The organism is Parasphingopyxis lamellibrachiae (genome assembly GCF_003385775.1).
GTDB classification, from domain to species: Bacteria; Pseudomonadota; Alphaproteobacteria; order Sphingomonadales; family Sphingomonadaceae; genus Parasphingopyxis; species Parasphingopyxis lamellibrachiae.
The window spans coordinates 1730957-1749429 of record NZ_QRDP01000004.1 but is presented as its reverse complement, the minus strand read 5'-3'; the positions used below and the strand labels follow the sequence as shown (position 1 = coordinate 1749429).

Below are 18473 nucleotides of genomic sequence, written 5' to 3'. Positions count from 1 at the left end.
TATCGACCCGTAGTGTGGCACCGATGGCAACCATAAAGGGCTTCGGCTGTAGCGGTCATCAACGTCCGTTAGCGGAACTAATGATCTCGACCAGCTATGCCCCCTCTTGGGCGCGAAGCGGGCCTTTAAGCGCGCGCTCCCAAGTTATAAATTTGCTCCGTCCAAGCGATTGGTAACTTGGCAGATTGACTAAGATCCCGCCGCGTCAACGTTTCGGGTTGGGTTCCAGAGACTACTGCTTCCACAATCTCGGGGGCCAACCACCCAAGCCGTGCCAGCCGCCCCGTCCATTGCTTCGTGCTGCCACGTGACGATGCAATATCGTCCAACGCCTCGCCGGCGATCAATTTTTCCCGCACAATAAAGCCCTCGGCAATCAATCTCACCAACCTCTCATTTGGAGCTGTCGTTCCCGCATCAGGTCCGACAACGAGCTTCGTTTCCTGACCGACTTTGATTTTGACCGCTGGTATCGAGAAGATCGCTTCGCGCTCAAGCAGTCCGATTTCGCTGTCGCTGGTCAGCTGAATGCTGATCTGCGCTTGGTCTACGATGATGCGTGCGATCACATCTTGCAGGGTCTTTCGCCTATCCGATGGTGATCCCTCCCCCAACGCCTGGGCGACCGAACTTGCCTTTGAAGCAATAAGTTCAATCTGCTCGATTGGATAATAAGCTGCCAGTTCGGATTTGCTGCGCAGCAAATCGCAAAGCCGGTTGATGACCGCCTCCTCCAGATCATGCGCGGGCACTCTGACATTGGGCGTTTCTGTATCGATAGGTAGATCGGTCGGCGTCACATAGTAACGATAGCGTCGCGGACCACGCGTCGCATGGCTGGGTGTCAATCGACGGCCGTGTTCATCAAAAACAATTCCGGATAAAAGTGACGGCGATGCCGCCCGGACGCCATTGTTCTTGTCCGATAGATTTTTATCGACAAGAGCCTGAACGGCGTCCCACAGTTCGAGATCGATGATTGCCTCATGCTCTCCCGGCCATGCCTTGCCCTTGTGTACCATCATGCCGCGATAGACTTTGTTGCGCAGCATTTGCTGCAGGCTGCCAGGCGCAAAGGTGCAACCCCCTACTGTCCTGCCGGACTTGTAGACACGCACCCGTGTACGAATCCCAAGCTCCTCGAGACGCTCCCCCAGCGCCCGCATTGATCCCAATCGCAGATACTCGCGAAACAATGTTCGGACCTGCTCGGCTTCAGCTTCGTCGATCAGCAGTTTGCGATCTTGAACCCGATAGCCGAGCGGCACCGGCCCGCCCATCCACATACCCTTCTTCTTCGATGCGGCGATCTTGTCGCGTATGCGTTCGCCGGTGACCTCACGCTCGAACTGCGCGAAGGACAGGAGAACATTAAGTGTCAGCCGTCCCATGCTCGTCGTTGTATTGAACGCCTGGGTGACACTGACAAAGGAAGCGCCTGCATCGTCCATGATCTCGACGATCTTGGCGAAATCGGCGAGGCTCCGGGTGAGCCGGTCAACTTTGTAGACGACGATGACATCAATCTTCTTCGCTTTGACCAGCGAGAGAATCTGGCGGAGGGCAGGGCGGTCCAATGATCCGCCAGAATATCCTCCGTCATCATAAAGTGTGTCGTCGAGCGTCCAGCCTTCGTGCTGCTGGCTCATCACATAGGCGCGGCACGCCTCGCGCTGCGCATCAAGCGAGTTGAACTCTTGCTCCAACCCTTCTTCGGTCGATTTGCGTGTGTAGATTACGCAGCGGAGTTTACGCTTGCGATGGTCGTCATGCAGCATCGGAAGATGCCTTGGCCTTGGTCAGTCCGAAGAAGCGTGGTCCCGACCAATGCGCACCTGTTACCTGGCGGGCGATTTCACTCAGCGATCCATATTCCTGATCGTCGAACATGAACCCGCCATCGGTTACGAGCACGACGATGGTCTGATCATTCCAGCGACGAACAAGCCGTGTGCCCGGCTTAAGTTTGCCGATCGGTTTGGTTCCCACAGGCTCTCCCTTGGCGATGCGGCGCAGCTTCGCCTGCAATGATCGCGACAGGCCGCCAAACATCTTTTCCTGAATGCGGTACGCGATACCGAACCGGAGAAGTCCGGGAGCAATGTCAGGTGGGTCGGATTTGTAATGGCGTTGCCATTCGATCTGGAGTTCAGCCTTGCGCATGATGGAGAGCGCGGCGAGTTGTTTATCGACGGCCGCGTTCATTGGGCGGGTTCCGCCGTGATGTTGTAACGACGACCCTTATCGGCTGCCTCGCTGTCAATGGTGAAGCCGGCCTTGCGCAAGCCGGACAATGCCGCGCGGCTCGAATGCCGCTGCCAGCCTGTCGCTTTGATGATGTCATCGAGTGTTGCGCCGCTCTTGCGTTTCAACAGCCCAATCAGGATCAGTTTGTTGGACTTGGTTGGTTCTTTTGCTTTGTCGGTCATCAAGGGTTCCTTGGGTTATGGGGCAGCATCATGCTGCTCCCACTGCCCAAGGCCCCGGCAATCGAGCTGACGGGGCTCGCGGCCTCCAAACACCGCACTGCACGGACGTACCAATGCTTGCTTTGCTACGACAGTCCAGTCCGCAGAACGATTGTTTCTGAGATATGGATAGGGCTCACGTCGTCGGTTTCACCTAACGAGAATCCGGATTGGATTTGACGCACAGGGCAACAATTGCATCCGCGATAGTGGATATTTCTTCGCCAGCCGATGCAAGCTGCTCGGCCAACAACCTCAGGTCAGATGTTGACCTCGACTTACCTTGTCCCTCGACAGCTAGTGTGGCGCCATCCTCGCACTTCATAGTGATCAGCGTGAATAACCTTGAGATTAAATTTGTACATTCGCTGTGGTCAGGTTCAGCCATGCAGACACACATGCGGGGAAGCTTCCCAAAGTCCAGTCCCTTCAGAGCATCATTCATAGTTTGCGCAAGCAAGACTTCGATTTTTGGTGAGTTGCCGGTGAAGTCGAACGCTTACTGTGCCGGGTTCCGGTCTAACGCGGGCTAAGGAGGTCAATGTGACTGACGGACAGCGCCACAGATAATTCGTAGACGGTCAGAATAGTGGGATTGCGCCGCCCGCGTTCCAGCCCGCTGATATATTGCTGCGAGAGCCCGGATTGCTCGGCAAGTTCCTCTTGAGTGAGTCCGCGCTCCTTACGGATTCTGGCACAATTGTCGCCAACGAGTTTCCGCATATCCATGCGAGAAACTATTGGCGATCTGCCAGCACAGTGTTTATCAACTATAGTATGTATTATGCAGTAAATGGACGATTTAGCGGAAGTCGCAGTGGCTGAGAGCAAAGCTAGCAGCAAGGCGCGCACCGTAACCGGGCAAAGTACGGCAAGGCGTGCGGCCAAACTTCTTGCTGCTTCTGATCCTTCCTATGTCGAACCAACAAGGCAGGAACGCGATGCGATGCTTGTGGGCTTCGCCATGCATCGCAAGGTCCTCTATGGCGCGGCCTTCGACCTAGTGAAACTTGATGCCGATATCGATCTGAGCGATCCGGAAGCGATCGCGGCCAACATCGGTGCCATACAAGTGATCGAGGTCAAATCGACGAACCAGGAGCGGATCGGAGATGACCTAAAGGGCTATTTCTTCGATCTGACGAACGCAGAATTGCTCGTTGCGCAAAAACTCGGCGATCAGTTCAAATTTGTGTTCGTCAATATCGTCAGTGGGCGATGGCAAGAGATGAGCATCAATGAGGTGTTCGGCCGGGCCAAAGCGATCTACCCATCCATGCATATCCGCTTTTAACGGCGGATCTAGAAAACAAACTCTTCATCACATCTAGCCCGGCGCCTACTAGAACGTTTGCGTGCAATTGCACTAACAGCCAACTGTCCGCTTTCAACCCATTGCAGACGTAGAGTGATATCTGAATGGGGGTGATGGTTCAGTTTGTCGCGGACAATGCTTGATTGCGCCATCCCGCGATCATGCCGTCCTAACCCTCGATTCTAGATCCCTTTGCGGAATTGAATCCTCTCGAGCGCATCCGCAAATGATTTCTGACGAGCACGGGATATCGAAAATTCCAGTTTCCCCATTTCCGTGTTCAGAGCACAGATTCGAGCGGTTTTGTGATACGACCGTACTGCACCAACGCGCACTGCTGTTTGGCGGCTGATCTGGATGAATTCAGAGGGATCAAGCGTATCAAGAACAGCGGCCAAAGATTCCTCACAAATGAGTTCCTCACCCGATGTCGTGATAAGTTGGGTCACTTTCATCCAGCTTTTCAAGGCTACCACCGACGAAACAGGGACAACATCCAACGCACGGTGGCGCTCCGCGAGAAAGCGTTGTCGGTACTGTGTGTCGTTTACATGGAGGTTGCGCCAAGTCTCCGGATTTACTGTCAGGCCGACCAATTTGTCATATTTGGCGAGCGCATGCTCCAAAGCCGGTTGAGTGACCGGTTTCAGAAGATAATCGATACTGTTCACTTTGAACGCCCGCAGAGCGTGTTCCACATAGGCCGTGCAGAATATGACCGGCGCGGCCACTTCGACCGCTTCCAACAACTCAAAAGCATCGCCATCTTCCAACTGGATATCGAGAAAAACGAGATCTGGAGGGGGATTGGTCGAAAACCAAAGGCGCGCTGATGCTATGCTCGCAAGCTGCCCGCAAATCGATATGTCCGGTCGAGCCGCTTTTATCATGCGGGACAAACGCCGCGCCGCGCGCATTTCGTCCTCGACAATAATGGCTTTCATCGCGCTTCGGCTTCTAAGATCGGAGCCCTCGCCCAAAAAATGCCCGGGCGTTCGCCAAATGAAAAAGGGCGATCGGTTACAAGTGCGATCCGTTGTTTGAGCGTCGTCAAGCCGGTTTTGAAGGAAACAGCATTGCGATTTGGGTTGCTTGAATTTTCGACCAGGAGTTCATCTCCCTCTATCGTAACTGTGATGTTGAGAGGAGCGTCTTTTGAATAGATGTTGTGCTTAAGCGCATTTTCCAGAAGCATTTGTAGAGTCAGCGGAACGATTTCCAGATCTTCTATTTCGGCGGAAGTTGGCAAGGCGACATTAAACGCGTCTGGATGGCGCGTTTGAAGGATGAACAGCAAGGAACTAACTGCGGCAAGCTCATCTCTAAGCGGAGCGCGTTCGGCGTCCTGCCGTTCGATCAGATACCGATACACTGCCGCCAGATTGTCTATGAACTGGATTGCTAGCGAGGGCTCATCTTCGACGATATCAGTTAAAGTGTTGAGGCCGTTGAACAGGAAGTGAGGGCTGAGCCGCGATTTGAGCGTTTCGTATCGGGCCTCAAGGGCTGCCTTCTCTGCTTCACTTGCACGCAGCTTCTCAATATCCACTTTCTCGGTCAGGATAAGGCGATCCCTGACGCCGGCAATCAGAAGCGGTGTCAAAAGGGCCAAGACAGCCACATCAAACAGGAAATTGCCTTGGGCGCCAAACGGAAACACGATGGTATAGTAGAACCAGGTGAATGTCGCAGCGGCGATGGCGCTCGCAAACCCGATGCTGACATATCGACCGCGGCCCAATGTATTCAGCAGGCTATTCATCAAGATCAGGCCAAGGGCGAGCAGAGACGAAAACAGATACTCGACCCATAAATCGGGAGACAGAAAATCACGCCATGTGATTTCGCCTTCGATTATGTATTTCAGCTTGTAATATGTCGGGAGGAACAGCGCGATCAGGCCGGCGGTTATCCAATCCGCTTTTGTTAGCCTAAATCGCGCCATCACCGATTTCACTGCTCGGGCCTCCCAACCATTTTAGCTCCAGGGCTGAAGCCAGTATGAGGCGCTGCGGTCCATATGGTTGCGCGCTTCGGATTCAGCTTCTCTGTACATCGGATCGTCAAACAAGCCATGGGGGTCTTCGACACGCCAGATCTCAAGATAGTCGGGCGCGGGGACTTCGATGCCGCCATCGGCGAGGCCCTGATTGGCCATCATGCCTTGTGAATGCACCAATGTTTCAAGGCCATATTGTGTGCCGCTTTGGCTGATTGCGGCGTCACGAGCGAGGATCGCTGCATGATGGTCTGCGCCTTCCTTTATCCAACCGATACTCAGCAAGATGTTATCGGCTTCTGTGGTTCCGGCAAGCGAAAAGGCTTCGCGTGTGAATACGACCGTGTGTTGATCGATAATGCCAACAAGAGAGGGGAAAAGGGCTTGAAATTCCGGGTCGGCAAAGAAAGCTCCGAAGCTTTCCGGATCGGGCGCGGACCCAAATGTGATGGCATGTGCGGGCAAGGCGTCTGCGCTGCCATTTACAACGCGATAGGTTTCAAGCGTCATGCCATATCTTGCCATGATTGGCTCAAGCGCTGCTGTATAATTCGAAAAGACCTCCGATTCAGGAAGGCCTCCGTCACCCGTGAAATAGTTAAAGCCGACATAGTATACTGGATTTTCCGGGGGCGGGTTTTCTTGCGCGCACGCACTTGTCGCCAAGGCAAACCAACCAAGGACGAAGTAAAGAATTCTCATGATGCTTTCCAATCTTATCTGGGAGAGCGCAAATTCCTACCGGTCACACGATAGTGATCAATACTTGGCTGACCGAACGGTCATAATCTGGCACCGAACTGTCCCCCGTCAGCCTTCGACCCATTGCAGACGTTCGTTGTGGTCGGTTGAATCCAGATATTGTGCTCTATCACTGAATGTCCGCTTTCGACCCAAAGCGGACATACGCCGGTTTTTTTAGCCGATGGCAGATGTATCCCAAAAGCGAGTACCTCTCCTAACCTAAGCGTCGTAAGTTTATGTCTTGCCAGGTGCCTCGCGAGGGAATTGCATTATGTTTAGAAGAACCTACGGACTTGTTCTCTATATGCTCGAAACTTGTCACCGTACATTTGTTCCAGCCATGGTTCCTCGAAAATGGGAGCAAACAGGTAGAGCACAGCCCAAAATCCCAACAATATTGAGACCAAAATTGAATTGGCTATGAGTCCCCAACCGACAAGTCCTACCCAAGTCGCCACATAAACCGGATTGCGACTTTTGGAGAAATAACCGTCTGTCACCAGCCCGCGTTTTTCTCCAAATGCATTGCGCCACCCCATGCGAAGGGTAATTCGGACAGCAAATCCAAATCCCACGCAGGACAACAAAACGCCGACCGCAATCGCGACATAGCGAGTTGGGATACTGCTGATGTCAAATTCCAGCACTGACAGAACGATCAATGGATACAAAAAGCATCTGAATAAAATCAGGAAGCTTTTATGCTGCCAGCTTTTTCCGGATGGTGGCGGCCAAAATTGAAAATTGTCCAACCGCGCTGCAGCCAGCGATAGAAGCAAGATGATGCAAACCGAACTGAGGGAAATTCCGAAGAGAATATGGGGCAACAAATCCAAGTTCATTTTGAAATTCCGACCCAGCGGGGCACTTCGCTACAAAACTGTTCATAGGCCGGGCCAAAACTCTTGCTAAGATGCGCCTCTTCAATCCAGACTTGCGCATGGCAGGCTAACGCAAACGCAAGCATTGCAACCCAGCCCCACCAAATGCCGGCACTCACAGCAATGCCTATGCCGAGCAATATCATTCCTACGAATATCGGGTTGCGGCTGAACCGGAATAGTCCGTGCCGAATAAAAAGCGGCGCGTCTCCTTCACGAACGCCGATGCGCCAAGCACGGCCCATCTGTATTTGGGCAACGATTACCACCAAGCCGCCAGCAACGGTTAGAAGCGCTCCGAACCATGCATAGTTGGTTGCAGGCTGCAGAGCTGCCAGGACGCTTGTAACTGTCAGCATGGCTGTACTGATCGAATATGCCAGTCCGGTTAGTCGCTGTTTGCCTTTTGCCGAATTGAATGCCCATGCGCTGATACCTGATGATCGGGCCACTGAACGACCACGCCAGAGCGAAGCAAGGAGGATGACAATCAGTACGATGATTGGAACCGTTTGAATCATCCAACTTCTCCCACAGAGAGTTCGCGGTTTTTCACGGATGTCAGTTCACTTCTAGCCTGCAAGATAATTTGGATACCGCCAGTAATGGCCAAACCCGCCATTATTCCCGCAACTCCAAGGTCGGGCCATGCGCTGCCAGTCCCCGCGACGCCAAGTGCAGCGGCAATCACAGCAACATTGCTGATCGCGTCATTGCGTGAGCATATCCAAACCGACCGCATATTCGCATCACCTGTGCGGTAGCGAAAAAGCATGAGGGCAACGCCCACATTCACAAACAATGCCAGAGTTCCGACAATGCCCATCGTTTCGGCAACCGGTGATGTGCCATTGAAAAATGCCCAAATTGCAGAACCCATCACCCATAGACCGAATAGCAATATGGTTGCGCCCTTGAACAATGCCGCACGTGAACGCCACGCAAGCGCCATTCCAGCTACACCGAGGCTGATTGCATAGTTCGCAGCATCACCGAAAAAGTCGAGCGCATCGGCCTGAAGCGCACGTGAATCCGCCTGAATGCCAGCGCCCATTTCGATGAAAAACATTGCCGCATTGAGAACAAGCGCAATCCACAAGATACGCCGCCAGCGTTTGTCGTTCAACGCATCTCCAGTCCCACAGGCATCGGCACAGCAATTATCAGACATGGTTTTTCCTAGACAAAATTCGATTCGCCGATACTATGCACCCTGTAGTAACTATAGGGTCAAGCGATGAAGATTGGAGCACTGGCAAAGGCAACGGGCACAAAGGTTGAAACCGTCCGCTACTATGAGAAAATCGGCCTGTTGCCGCCTCCAGCACGAACTGTTTCAAATTACCGAGACTACGGAAGCGACCATCTCGCCAGGCTTTCATTCATCCGCCGTGCCCGAAACCTTGGCTTTACCCTAAAGGCGCTGCGCGAATTGCTGGCATTATCGGACAATAAAGATCAATCCTGTAAAGCGGTGGATGAAATTGCAAGCAGACACCTTGCTGAAATTGATCAGAAAATTGACGACCTAACAACTCTACGTTCTGAGCTAGGACGTGTGATTGGTGCATGTCAGCATGGAACAGTAGCTGAATGCAAAATCATTGAAACGCTGGCACCGCGAATTTGAAAACAGCAATAGTGCTGTGGTGGATTGCGATTTCGTAAAACCAATACTGGTATCAAAAGATATTTCCGGGTCCGCTTCCAGCCATTTGGCGACGTCGACTTGCGCCCGAAGCAGACATACAACCTAGCCGAATGAATCCCTATGACTCCGTTGATGTTGAACGTCCGCTCCCGGCCCATAACGGCTATCGATAGGCTCTCATCTCAATTCAAAGGATCGGGAGATCTCTTCGAACCGTATGCTCCCCACACCCACTCCAGAATGAAAGTAGAGAGCGCCAAAACGATGGTGACGTTGCTGATGAGGGAAACGCTGATCGATCCAAGATCGGCAAATTCAAATCCAACCAGGAATGTCGCCAGCGCGCCGATTAGAAAGATTGGCCCGGAAAAATAGCAATGCAACCGACCGCAGCGCGCCGCGTTAATGACGCAACCAATGCCCATCCACGTAAAAGAGCCGATTATCATCCAAAGGACGATTGAAACTGGCCAGAAACCCTGGACGATATTCACCGAAACCAGAACCAGTATCGGAATGCCCCAGTTGAAAAGAAACGGGATCGGCTTGCGTGCATGGTCCAGCTGCTTTTGTGCGACCTCAGTCATTGGCTTCTCCATGGTTAGCAGCACTCCGCCTGTGTGCCATTGTCACGCGCTTCTTGGATCGGCGGACAGGGAATGGTGCCAAACGAACAGAAGACACAACAATCACCTGCGTTGGGGCGGAGCACGGCGTTGCACCCTTTGCAGTCGTAGAAAAACTGACAGGCGTCGGTCGGCATGGCTTCGGTTTCGCGGTGTCCGCATTCGGGACAGGTAAGCGTCGAACTAAGCTGCATCATTCACCTGCATTTCTGAGTTTCATCAGCGCGAAGACAATCAGCCCCGAAAAGAGGATGAGTGCTGCAAACACCGTGTAGTCGAGCCAAAGGAGCCAGGCGGACAGCCCGGCAGTTCCTAAAATGATAACGAGCAGCGGAGTGGCACAGCAGATGGCTGCGATGACGGCTCCGATCACTCCCATTTTGAGTAACACTTTATCGTTCATAGTCGCTCAGCAGTATTGCTTTGTGCGGGATAACCAGCATCGGTCGAGGCCGCTGCAATGGCATTAGTTGTGGTTCGGGTGGGATCGAACCGTGCGGTAGCGGTCTTTGCTTCAAAGTTGATCGTTACATCATGGACTCCGTCAACGCCCTGCATCGCCTGTCGCACCGTAATCGGACAGGCCGCGCAGGTCATGTTTTCGACCGCAAAGCTCGCCGTTTGCAATTCCGCTGGGCTTTGAGCAACAACTTCGCTGGAAGTCTGCGGCAACAAGGTGGTTGCCCCAATTCCCGCTCCGGCAAGTCCTAATACAGCAACCACAGCCATCGTTGTTTTGTTCATTTTCTTACTCCTAATAAAATAGCGGTGCCCACCAATCGACCGTCGCCGAGAGCGCGACGAGCCCAGTCGCCAGCCACAAAGCGCTTTTAACAATCAAGCTCGCTTCGGGACGCGCGCAATACGTGCCATCCTCGCAAGGAACGGCTTGCCGGAAATAGACATGCCAAAAGCCAAGGGCGAGAAAGGCCGATGCGATGGCAATGAATGCCCATTTATACGGTTCGAGCGCGGTCAGATTGCCGATCCATGCGCCGCTTATACCAAGTGTCACCAAGATCAGCGGCGCGATGCAGCATGATGAAGCGAGGATAGCTCCAAGCGCCGCTCCGGCTGCCGATAATTTTCCGGTGTTTTTGCGCGCTTGATCGACCATGAGCGAGAGTATACTCTCTGTAGTAACTACAGGTGCAAGGGCTAGTTTTGGAAGTGGATGGCGAGGATGTCACATATGATAAAGCGGGGTGCGCTGGCCGAGGCGACCGGAAGCAATATCGAAACGATCCGATACTATGAAAAAATCGGCCTACTGCACGAGCCTGATCGAAGTGCAAGCGGACACAGGCTCTATTCGCGTGATGACCAGAAGCGACTTGGTTTTGTATTGCGGTGCCGGGAACTCGGGTTTTCCATTGCCGAACTGCGCGAACTTCTAGGATTGGTGGATACCAAGGACTATACGTGCGCGGAAGTGTTGGCTGTGACCACGCAGCATATCGAAGACATTGCGAAAAAAATTGCTGATCTGAAACGACTGAAACGGACCCTGGATCGGATGTCAGCCGAGTGCAGCGGAGAAGCGGTTCCTGATTGCCCACTGGTTGAAGCTTTGTTTGAGTAGTGAAGGTCTGCTTTCCACCAATAGTGTTGAAAAACTCCGCGAGCAGTTTTCGCGAGCAATATTACTGTACCCTAGCGACAATATGCGCAGCAAAGATTCAAGCGCGCGGCTTCCATTGATTCAATATTGCTGGAAATTGGCGTCGTCGAGCGTCGACCCGAGTTCTTCAACAGTATCCACCCATTGCGGACTTTCAACGAAAGACATCCAATTAGCGGCCATGCGCTGATTGTGCCTTCCCAACTTCTTGTTATCCCGTTCCCCTTAGCGGAGACCAGTTGGTTATTCTCAACCAAAAGCGCCGGAAATCAGATGGTAATGCATAGGCAGCTGGAACCACTAGTAGCGTTAAAAACGTTGAAGTCGTCAAACCGCCAATGATGATGAACCCCATTGCGTTGCGCCATTCCGCTCCGTCTGACTGCGCAAAAGCGACGGGCATCATGCCGAAGATCGCGGCGAGAGCCGTCATCAGAACTGGCCGGAGACGTTCGGGTGCCGCTCGGCGCATGGCCTCTGCCGCTTCCTCACCAGAATCCCGGTATTGGTTCGCTTGATCGACGAGCAGGATGCCATTCTTCATGACAATCCCCATAAGCGCTATAAGTCCGATTTGACCGAACAGGCTCATCTCCTGACCGGAGAGCCACATTGCCGCAAAAGCTCCCGAAAAAGAGAGAGGCGCTGTCAGCATAATGAGAATCGGTTGACCAAAACTGTCGAACTGGCTTGCAAGAACAATGTAGAGTGCGACGAGCGCCAATATGAAGGCGAAAATGATCGCATCGGCGGTGTCAGCCAAGCGTCGCGCCATGCCTTCGGTCAGCGTCTCCAATCCTTCGGGTGGGGGATTTTCCGCGAGTATTTCGTCAAGCCGGTCGACCGCCGTGCTCAATGCGACACCCGGCGGCGTATTGGCGCGCACGGAAATTTGGCGTGCGCGGTCAATGCGGTCAATCTGTGCGGGTCCGTCAGCCACGCCGACCTCGGCGACTGCAGCAAGATCGACCACTGTGCCGTCGCCAGATCGCACGGGAAGCGTTTCGATATCGATCAAGGTCTGGCGCCTGCTTTCTTCAAGACGAACACGAACGTCGTAGCGGCGCCCTTCGTCTTCAAAGCTGCCAGCCTCCGTGCCGCCGATAAGCGTCTGAGATGCGGTAGCCAAACTGCGCGCCGAGACACCGAGATCGGCAGCCCGGTTTCGGTCAAGCCGGATTTGCAGCTCTGGCCGGCCACCTTCATAGCTGGTCTGGACGTCAACAAATTCCGGCGATGCGCGCATCTGGTCTGCCACCAAAATCGCATAGTCGTTGATCGACTCCAGATCGGGGCCGGTTACGACCAGATCGATAGCCATTTGCCCGACGCCGCTACCGGAAACCCACGGAACATCTTCAGCCAATAGATCGTTCGCCTCCGGCACGGCCTGGGCTAATGCCTCACGAGCAAAGGACATGATCTCGCCTTGATGGATATCGCGGTCGTTTTTTGGCGTCAGGCCGACATAAAGGTTCAAAATGTTCGTGCTCTGATTGGTGCCCGCTCCAGCAGTCACAAAAACGAGATCGATTTCGGGATGCTCTCTCAGCGCCTGGTCCGCCCGGATCGCAGCGTCCTTCGCTGTTTCGATACCGGTGCCAAGCGGCAATTCGACCGTCGCGAGAAACTCGGATCGGTCGGTACTCGTCATAAAGGTGGCGGGAACCAAGGATGCGAAGAAGCCGCCAATGAACACGCTGACCAGAGCGCCCAGAAGGACCAGATAGCGGCGGCGGATAGCCCATCCGATTAGGCTTTCGTAGCGCGACCGAAGCGCCTTGTGGAAATTCTCGATGCGGCCCAACCAGCCGACATGACCCTTTTCGGGCCGCAAGAACCGGGCCGACAGCATCGGCGTCAGCGTGAATGCCACCAGCAGCGACACGCTCACAGAGAATACGATGGCTAGCCCATACTGGAAGAAGAAGCGGCCAACGATCCCTTCCATAAACGCGATCGGCACAAAGACGGCGAGGGTGGCGAACGTGCCTGCAAGCACGGCAAGAGCCACCCGCTGGGTCGCCGTCGAAGCTGCCTTCCGGGGCTCCGCCCCGCCATCAATATCGTTTTGCACCGCTTCGACCACCACGATTGCATCGTCGACGAGCAATCCGATGGCCACGGTGAGCGCGAGCAATGTCATCATGTTCAGTGTGAAATCAAACGCGCCAAAGGCTGTAAATGTCGCGATTATCGATGTGGGGATCGCAAGCAGGACGATAATTGTCGCTCGCCAACTCAAAAGGAACAGAAACGTCACCAGCACGACCAAAACGATGGCGATGGCCAAATCGAACAGCACATCTTCGATGGCGGACTCGATAAAGCGGGCAGTATCGCGGGCGACAACCATGTCGACGCCCTCCGGCGCACCTTCGCGCAATCGTTCGATTTCATCGCGAAGGGCATTTGATACCTCGACGGTGTTTTCGCCCGATTGTCGGCGCACTTCAAGCACGACGCCCGGACGGCCGTTGAGCTGCGCATAGCTCGTTTCATCTTCAACGGAGTCTTCGATCCGGGCGACATCCCGGATACGTGTGGTCTGGCCATTGGGCCTATAAGCGATAGCGAGATTGCCGAATTCCTCCGCTGTTCCCGCTTCCGCAAGAGTTCTCGCGCCGAACTGCCTTGTGCGCCCCTCGATCTCCAGTCGCCCACCGGGCAACTCGGCATTCTCATTCGCCAGCGCCTGCACGACATCGTCGGCGGTCACGCCGCGTGCGCGCATTGCACTTGGATCAAGCCATACGCGCATTTCGCGCTCGCGTCCGCCGACCAGCGAAACAGAGCCGACGCCTTGGACACGCTGGAGCCGTTCCTTGACGACCTCATCCGCATAGGTCGTGAGTTCGCGCACCGACATATCGCCGGACAGCATGATCGACATTATCGGTGCAGCGTCGGGGTCGACCTTTGCGACGACAGGAACCTCCGCATCCTCCGGAAGGTCGCCGGTTATTATCGCTATGCTGTCACGCACATCTTGCGCTTTGACGTCCGCATTTTCCTCAAGTTCGAATTCCAGAGAAACCTGGCTGACACCTTCCGAACTGATCGAACGCATCTGACGCAGGCCCGAGATCGTATTGACCTCTTCCTCAACGACATCGGTGATTTCCGTCTCGACCGTATCGGGTGATGCGCCGGGCAGCTGCGTGGTCACCGAAACATAAGGAAATTCGATTTTAGGAAACAGATCGACACCCAGATTGCCGAACGAAACAATTCCGAGAACCACCAATGAAAGAATGAGCATCGTCGCGAAAACCGGGCGGCGGATGGAGACATCAACGAGCCACATCGGGTTGAGCCTCGCTACGCCGTATTTGTGCGACCTGGTCGCCGTCTCTCAATGTCGAAGGAGGTTCGCTGACGACCCGTTCTCCCTCTTCCAATCCCGAAACGATTATCACCCTGTCAAAATCGATGCTGTCCGTTTCCACATTCCTTCGACGCGCCACATTGCCCTCGACAATAAACACATAAGGCGCTGCGCTGTCACCGAGCACGGCGGACCGGGGCAAGATCATCACCGAACAAGGCGGAACTTCAATCTCCGCACGGGCGGACAGGCCGGGGCTGATTCGATAGCCTGGATTGCGGATCGGCAGCCGCAACTCCACCGTCCGCGCAGTCGGATTGACGCCATCATTGATGATATAAACTATGCTGTCGAACGGCTCGTCAAAACCATCGATGAACACCCGTGCTGGCAGGTTGCGCCGGAATTGGTCGACATGCGCCTGCGGCGCGTTGACGATGGCCGCGACAATGCCAGCTTGCTGAAGCTCGATGGCCGCAGATTGACCGCCCGTGGAGAACCGGTTGTTGAGATAGACACCCTCATCGATGAGTCGCCCCGTCACAACGCCATCATAAGGGGCGCGAGCCACAGTATCGCTCAACGCTTGTTGTGCGGTTGCTAAAACCGCCTGCGCTTGCGCGGTCTGGGCACGCGCCACGGCGAGATCGGTCTCTACGCTTTCTACGTGCGCTCGCGATACGAAACCACGCGGCGCGAGGGCCATCACCCGCTCATATTGCCGTTCCGCCTGTGTCGCTTGCGCAGTGGTGAGATTGACGGCGGCCTGCATCTCGGAAACCCGGCGACGATAATCGGCTTGCCTGACGCGAAAAAGTGGCTGACCCCGTGTCACTCGATCACCGATGTTGACAAATATCCGATCAACCGGACCTTCGACGAGCGCGCCTATGGAACTGCGTTGCTGCGCTGCGATTGTACCGAACGCCTCTACCGGCTCCGACACAAGCTCCGTCGAGGCCGTTACTGTCTCGACTTGGGCGGGGCCGCTTTCGAGCGCTTGCGCGTCACTTGCGGCCTCGTCTTCGGCACCCGAACATCCCGGCACCAGAACACAAAGAGCCGCAAGGGCTAGAAGGTGATTGCGCGACATTGGGTCTATCCGCTCACATAGGCACCGCGGCCGCTTGCAAGAAGCCGTCCGTCCGCACTCAAAATTTGCGTGTCTGCGATGCACAGGGTGCGGCCCATTTTTATCGGGTGGCCGATTGCGCGAAGCGGTCCTTCGGTAGCGGCCCGATGAAAATCGACACGAAGATCGGCTGTTGCTTTTGCAACACCGCCTGCCGCGAGGACAGCGTATAGGCCGGTCAGGTCGACAAGTGCCGACAAGATACCGCCATGCGCCGCACCGATGGCTGGATTGGAAACGATCTCATCACGCCATGGCATTTCGAGTTCCAGACTATCATTGGCTTGCGAAACGATCCGAAGCCTAAGCCAGCGATGGAATGGTGAGATTAGGAGAATATCCTGCAGTCGTTTCGCGTCCATCGGTCCAGTTGGTGTTTCCGTCACAATGCCCGTTCCTTTCCGTGCATTTGATCGAGAAAGGCGAGAATCGCTGAACAAAAGGCGTCGTTTCGGTCGCCGACAACCATATGCCCGGCTCCGGCAATGTCTGTATAATGCGCGTCGGGTACGAGTTCGCGCAGATGCGCAACGGCGTCTTCCGACACCAGATCGCTGGACCCGCCCCGGATCAGATGCACCGGCAGCGTCAGTTTGGAGACTGCTTCGCTAAGGGAGTTCAACCCGCCATCCCGCGCCTCGCTGCTATCACTGCGCGACTTAGTGACGTTCTCGATGAACCTGGGATCCCAATGCCAATAATAGCGGCCATCATCGCGCTGTCTGAGATAACGATTGAGGTTGCCCGATGATTTGCGTTCGGGCCGGTGTGGAAGATATTCGGCAATGACCTTCGCCGCTTCCTCGGGCGAGGCGAACCCGTCATCGACATGGGCCTGCATGAAACCAACGACACGCGACACGCCGGCGGCTTCCATCTTCGGGGCAATGTCGACCAGCGTAAGCGACGCGAAGCTGTCTTGCGCCAGTTCTCCCGCTGCAATCATCCCGGCGATGCCGCCAAGCGATGCTCCCACCATTGCGGGTCGCCGATCTAATTGTTCGGATATTGCAACAAGATCAGCGGCAAAGTCACGCATGTCATATGCGCCATCGGAAGCCCACTCGCTGTCGCCATGACCGCGCAAATCGATGGCTATTGCCCTGTATCCAGCATCCCCCAGCTCTCCGACGACCCGTTTCCACGCGAGCCGTGTTTGTCCGCCGCCATGCGCAAGCAGCACCGGAAAGCCGTCACCGGGCCCGGACACGCTCGCTGCGATCTTCAGACCCGCACAGCCTTCAAATTTCATGTCGTTTATGGTCATCGAGCGCACTATATTGTAAATTACCTTACAGTAAATGACTTTATTATTTTTCCTGCTTCGTTTATCAATGTTCTGATGACCACCAACGCCGATCTGAAAGAAGCCTCACCAAGCGCGAGTTTCTTAACGGAAACCGACGAACTCGCCTTTCTGCTCGAAGAGGTGCCGAGACGGCTGCGCCAAGTCTTCGATGAGTCGATCAAGCGCTTTGGACTGACGCGAACGCAATGGCGGACCTTGGCATATGTGTTCCGGTCGGAGGGGCTTACGCAAACTGAGCTGGCGCAATGCGTAGAACTGGAGCGGGCCAGCATCGGACAAACAATCGACCGGCTGGAAGAGCTGAATTACGTCGAACGGCGAAAAGTGGACGACGATAGGCGCGTATGGAAAATCTATTTGCTCCCCGCCGCCCTAGAACTCCTGCCGACACTGAGACACGAGGCCGATACCGTCTATGAAAAAATGCTCAAGGGGATTTCCGAGATCGAAAGAGTGCGGCTCTTCGAAATCCTCAGTGATTTGAGTAACAACCTAGCAGAAGGTAGTAAGTAGAGTGAAAATAGAATCTCCTTATCAGCGGATCCCATTTAGCAGTTGAGCCCACGACCCATTGCGGACATTCAACGACAAACCCGCAATTGTCTGCTTCGCGTCTAACTCGATCGTCGCAGTCGGTTCGGTCCGTCATCGATGGTAGGCGTTCGATCGGGCAAGCCTGTGTTCTCGGATGATGGCCAAGATAGGCTAGCAGTAAAGTCTTTGTCCCCGCCGGCATATTTCCGCTTGGACAGCCCGGTCATTGCCCGAGGGCGTCGATGACGCGCTTAAGCTTTTCGCGAACGGTTTCAGCAACCGATTTCAGTGCAGAATTGTCCACCGCCTGCATCGAGGCGGCGGGATCGACGGCCGCGACTTCGACGCTGCCATCCGTTTGCTGGACGATCACGTTGCAGGGCAGCATTGTGCCGATCTTGTCTTCGGCTTGCAATGCTTGGCGTGCGAGATGCGGATTACACGCACCCAATATGCGGTAATTGCGAAAATCCTTATCGAGCTTCTTTTTAAACGTTTCCCGAATATCAATGTCGTTCAAAATGCCGAAGCCCTCATTCTTCAGTGCGTCTGTCACATTGTCGACGACGTCGTCAAAGCTTTTGCCAGTAACGGTTTTTGCGAAATAGTAGCTCATGATTTTCTCCAAAAAGTTAGCGCCGATAAAACTGTCTTTGAGCGCTCACTGTGCGCTCGGCACGGTTTCGTCGGACGGTGTATTTGCTCTGCGCCCATGAAACATTTGATAAAGAGCAGGCAAACCAAAAGCGTCAGGATTGTAGAGGAGACAATGCCTCCGATGACCACGGTTGCCAAAGGCCGTTGCACTTCCGATCCAGGCCCAACGTTCAGTGCCATCGGAACGAACCCCAGACTTGCCACCAGC

General features: G+C 54.5%; 25 protein-coding genes. 4 read left to right on the top strand and 21 right to left on the bottom strand.

The annotated features are described in order from the left end of the window. Window positions 1-125 precede the first annotated feature (125 nt). The 4 genes from DFR46_RS08710 to DFR46_RS08690 form a co-directional block, all read right to left on the bottom strand. Window positions 126-1778, bottom strand: coding sequence for a recombinase family protein (locus tag DFR46_RS08710; RefSeq protein WP_116236095.1), 1653 nt, complete (start codon window positions 1776-1778; stop codon window positions 126-128). Then, a complete protein-coding gene (locus DFR46_RS08705) occupies window positions 1768-2205 on the bottom strand; it encodes a DUF2924 domain-containing protein (protein ID WP_116236094.1) in 438 nt (145 codons plus the stop codon). Before DFR46_RS08705 ends, DFR46_RS08710 begins: the two co-directional genes overlap by 11 nt. Continuing rightward, window positions 2202-2429 carry a DUF3489 domain-containing protein gene (locus tag DFR46_RS08700; RefSeq protein ID WP_116236093.1) on the bottom strand — a complete coding sequence of 76 codons (228 nt, stop codon included), beginning with the start codon at window positions 2427-2429 and terminating at the stop codon, window positions 2202-2204. Before DFR46_RS08700 ends, DFR46_RS08705 begins: the two co-directional genes overlap by 4 nt. 558 nt (window positions 2430-2987) lie before the next feature. Next, window positions 2988-3191, bottom strand: a complete 204-nt coding sequence (locus DFR46_RS08690; protein ID WP_342769845.1) for a helix-turn-helix transcriptional regulator — start codon at window positions 3189-3191, stop codon at window positions 2988-2990. A gap of 94 nt (window positions 3192-3285) precedes the next feature. Between DFR46_RS08690 and DFR46_RS08685 the strand changes: the two genes are divergently transcribed. Then, entirely contained in the window at window positions 3286-3762 is a 477-nt protein-coding gene (locus DFR46_RS08685; RefSeq protein WP_245953763.1) for a DUF3883 domain-containing protein, read from the top strand. A gap of 203 nt (window positions 3763-3965) precedes the next feature. On the opposite strand, the gene DFR46_RS08680 is transcribed toward DFR46_RS08685, so the two are convergent. From DFR46_RS08680 to DFR46_RS08655, 6 genes are all read right to left on the bottom strand, one after another. Continuing rightward, window positions 3966-4727 carry a LytR/AlgR family response regulator transcription factor gene (locus DFR46_RS08680; protein WP_116236089.1) on the bottom strand — a complete coding sequence of 254 codons (762 nt, stop codon included), beginning with the start codon at window positions 4725-4727 and terminating at the stop codon, window positions 3966-3968. Next, entirely contained in the window at window positions 4724-5740 is a 1017-nt protein-coding gene (locus tag DFR46_RS08675; RefSeq protein ID WP_147297653.1) for a sensor histidine kinase, read from the bottom strand. Before DFR46_RS08675 ends, DFR46_RS08680 begins: the two co-directional genes overlap by 4 nt. 21 nt (window positions 5741-5761) lie before the next feature. Next, entirely contained in the window at window positions 5762-6496 is a 735-nt protein-coding gene (locus DFR46_RS08670) for a hypothetical protein (protein ID WP_147297652.1), read from the bottom strand. 305 nt (window positions 6497-6801) lie between these two features. Then, window positions 6802-7368: a methyltransferase family protein gene (locus DFR46_RS08665; protein WP_116236086.1), complete on the bottom strand. Its 567-nt coding sequence runs from the start codon at window positions 7366-7368 to the stop codon at window positions 6802-6804. Continuing rightward, complete coding sequence (locus tag DFR46_RS08660; RefSeq protein ID WP_116236085.1) at window positions 7365-7928, bottom strand: methyltransferase family protein; 564 nt, start codon at window positions 7926-7928, stop codon at window positions 7365-7367. Before DFR46_RS08660 ends, DFR46_RS08665 begins: the two co-directional genes overlap by 4 nt. Next, entirely contained in the window at window positions 7925-8578 is a 654-nt protein-coding gene (locus DFR46_RS08655) for a cation efflux transmembrane domain-containing protein (RefSeq protein ID WP_116236084.1), read from the bottom strand. The genes DFR46_RS08660 and DFR46_RS08655 overlap by 4 nt, the downstream gene beginning before the upstream one ends. Window positions 8579-8644: 66 nt before the next feature. Here DFR46_RS08655 and DFR46_RS08650 point away from each other — a divergent pair, with 66 nt between their 5' ends. Further along, window positions 8645-9037: a MerR family transcriptional regulator gene (locus tag DFR46_RS08650; RefSeq protein WP_116236083.1), complete on the top strand. Its 393-nt coding sequence runs from the start codon at window positions 8645-8647 to the stop codon at window positions 9035-9037. A gap of 203 nt (window positions 9038-9240) precedes the next feature. Here DFR46_RS08650 and DFR46_RS08645 read toward each other — a convergent pair whose 3' ends face one another. Genes DFR46_RS08645 through DFR46_RS08625 form a run of 5 tightly spaced genes read right to left on the bottom strand, consistent with a single transcriptional unit; the run spans window position 9241 to window position 10801 of the window. Beyond that, entirely contained in the window at window positions 9241-9645 is a 405-nt protein-coding gene (locus tag DFR46_RS08645) for a hypothetical protein (protein ID WP_116236082.1), read from the bottom strand. A gap of 14 nt (window positions 9646-9659) precedes the next feature. Continuing rightward, a complete protein-coding gene (locus DFR46_RS14995; RefSeq protein WP_116237239.1) occupies window positions 9660-9878 on the bottom strand; it encodes a GDCCVxC domain-containing (seleno)protein in 219 nt (72 codons plus the stop codon). Further along, a complete protein-coding gene (merF, locus tag DFR46_RS08635; RefSeq protein WP_116236081.1) occupies window positions 9878-10087 on the bottom strand; it encodes a mercury resistance system transport protein MerF in 210 nt (69 codons plus the stop codon). The genes DFR46_RS14995 and merF overlap by 1 nt, the downstream gene beginning before the upstream one ends. Further along, a complete protein-coding gene (locus DFR46_RS08630) occupies window positions 10084-10428 on the bottom strand; it encodes a heavy-metal-associated domain-containing protein (protein WP_116236080.1) in 345 nt (114 codons plus the stop codon). Before DFR46_RS08630 ends, merF begins: the two co-directional genes overlap by 4 nt. A gap of 10 nt (window positions 10429-10438) precedes the next feature. Then, the gene (locus DFR46_RS08625) at window positions 10439-10801 is read right to left on the bottom strand and encodes a mercuric transporter MerT family protein (protein WP_116236079.1); all 363 of its coding nucleotides are present in this window, start codon (window positions 10799-10801) and stop codon (window positions 10439-10441) included. A gap of 66 nt (window positions 10802-10867) precedes the next feature. On the opposite strand from DFR46_RS08625, the gene DFR46_RS08620 reads away from it, so the two are divergent. Then, the gene (locus DFR46_RS08620; RefSeq protein ID WP_116236078.1) at window positions 10868-11266 is read left to right on the top strand and encodes a MerR family transcriptional regulator; all 399 of its coding nucleotides are present in this window, start codon (window positions 10868-10870) and stop codon (window positions 11264-11266) included. A 250-nt stretch (window positions 11267-11516) separates the two neighbouring features. Here DFR46_RS08620 and DFR46_RS08615 read toward each other — a convergent pair whose 3' ends face one another. From DFR46_RS08615 to DFR46_RS08600, 4 genes are read right to left on the bottom strand one after another with little or no spacing between them, the layout of a single operon-like run. Continuing rightward, on the bottom strand, window positions 11517-14612 hold the full coding sequence (locus DFR46_RS08615; protein ID WP_116236077.1) for an efflux RND transporter permease subunit: 3096 nt from the start codon (window positions 14610-14612) through the stop codon (window positions 11517-11519). Next, window positions 14599-15726 carry an efflux RND transporter periplasmic adaptor subunit gene (locus DFR46_RS08610; RefSeq protein WP_116236076.1) on the bottom strand — a complete coding sequence of 376 codons (1128 nt, stop codon included), beginning with the start codon at window positions 15724-15726 and terminating at the stop codon, window positions 14599-14601. Before DFR46_RS08610 ends, DFR46_RS08615 begins: the two co-directional genes overlap by 14 nt. A 5-nt stretch (window positions 15727-15731) precedes the next feature. Then, the gene (locus DFR46_RS08605; RefSeq protein ID WP_116236075.1) at window positions 15732-16151 is read right to left on the bottom strand and encodes a hotdog fold thioesterase; all 420 of its coding nucleotides are present in this window, start codon (window positions 16149-16151) and stop codon (window positions 15732-15734) included. Next, a complete protein-coding gene (locus DFR46_RS08600; RefSeq protein WP_116236074.1) occupies window positions 16148-17032 on the bottom strand; it encodes an alpha/beta fold hydrolase in 885 nt (294 codons plus the stop codon). The genes DFR46_RS08605 and DFR46_RS08600 overlap by 4 nt, the downstream gene beginning before the upstream one ends. A 75-nt stretch (window positions 17033-17107) precedes the next feature. Between DFR46_RS08600 and DFR46_RS08595 the strand changes: the two genes are divergently transcribed. Further along, window positions 17108-17587 (top strand): MarR family winged helix-turn-helix transcriptional regulator, encoded by a 480-nt coding sequence (locus DFR46_RS08595; protein WP_116236073.1) that lies wholly within the window; start codon window positions 17108-17110, stop codon window positions 17585-17587. Between the two features lie 244 nt (window positions 17588-17831). Here DFR46_RS08595 and DFR46_RS08590 read toward each other — a convergent pair whose 3' ends face one another. Both DFR46_RS08590 and DFR46_RS08585 read right to left on the bottom strand, forming a co-directional pair. Beyond that, a complete protein-coding gene (locus tag DFR46_RS08590) occupies window positions 17832-18236 on the bottom strand; it encodes a DUF302 domain-containing protein (protein WP_245953760.1) in 405 nt (134 codons plus the stop codon). Further along, window positions 18221-18445, bottom strand: a complete 225-nt coding sequence (locus DFR46_RS08585) for an efflux RND transporter permease subunit (protein ID WP_245953897.1) — start codon at window positions 18443-18445, stop codon at window positions 18221-18223. Before DFR46_RS08585 ends, DFR46_RS08590 begins: the two co-directional genes overlap by 16 nt. Between the last annotated feature and the right edge of the window lie 28 nt (window positions 18446-18473).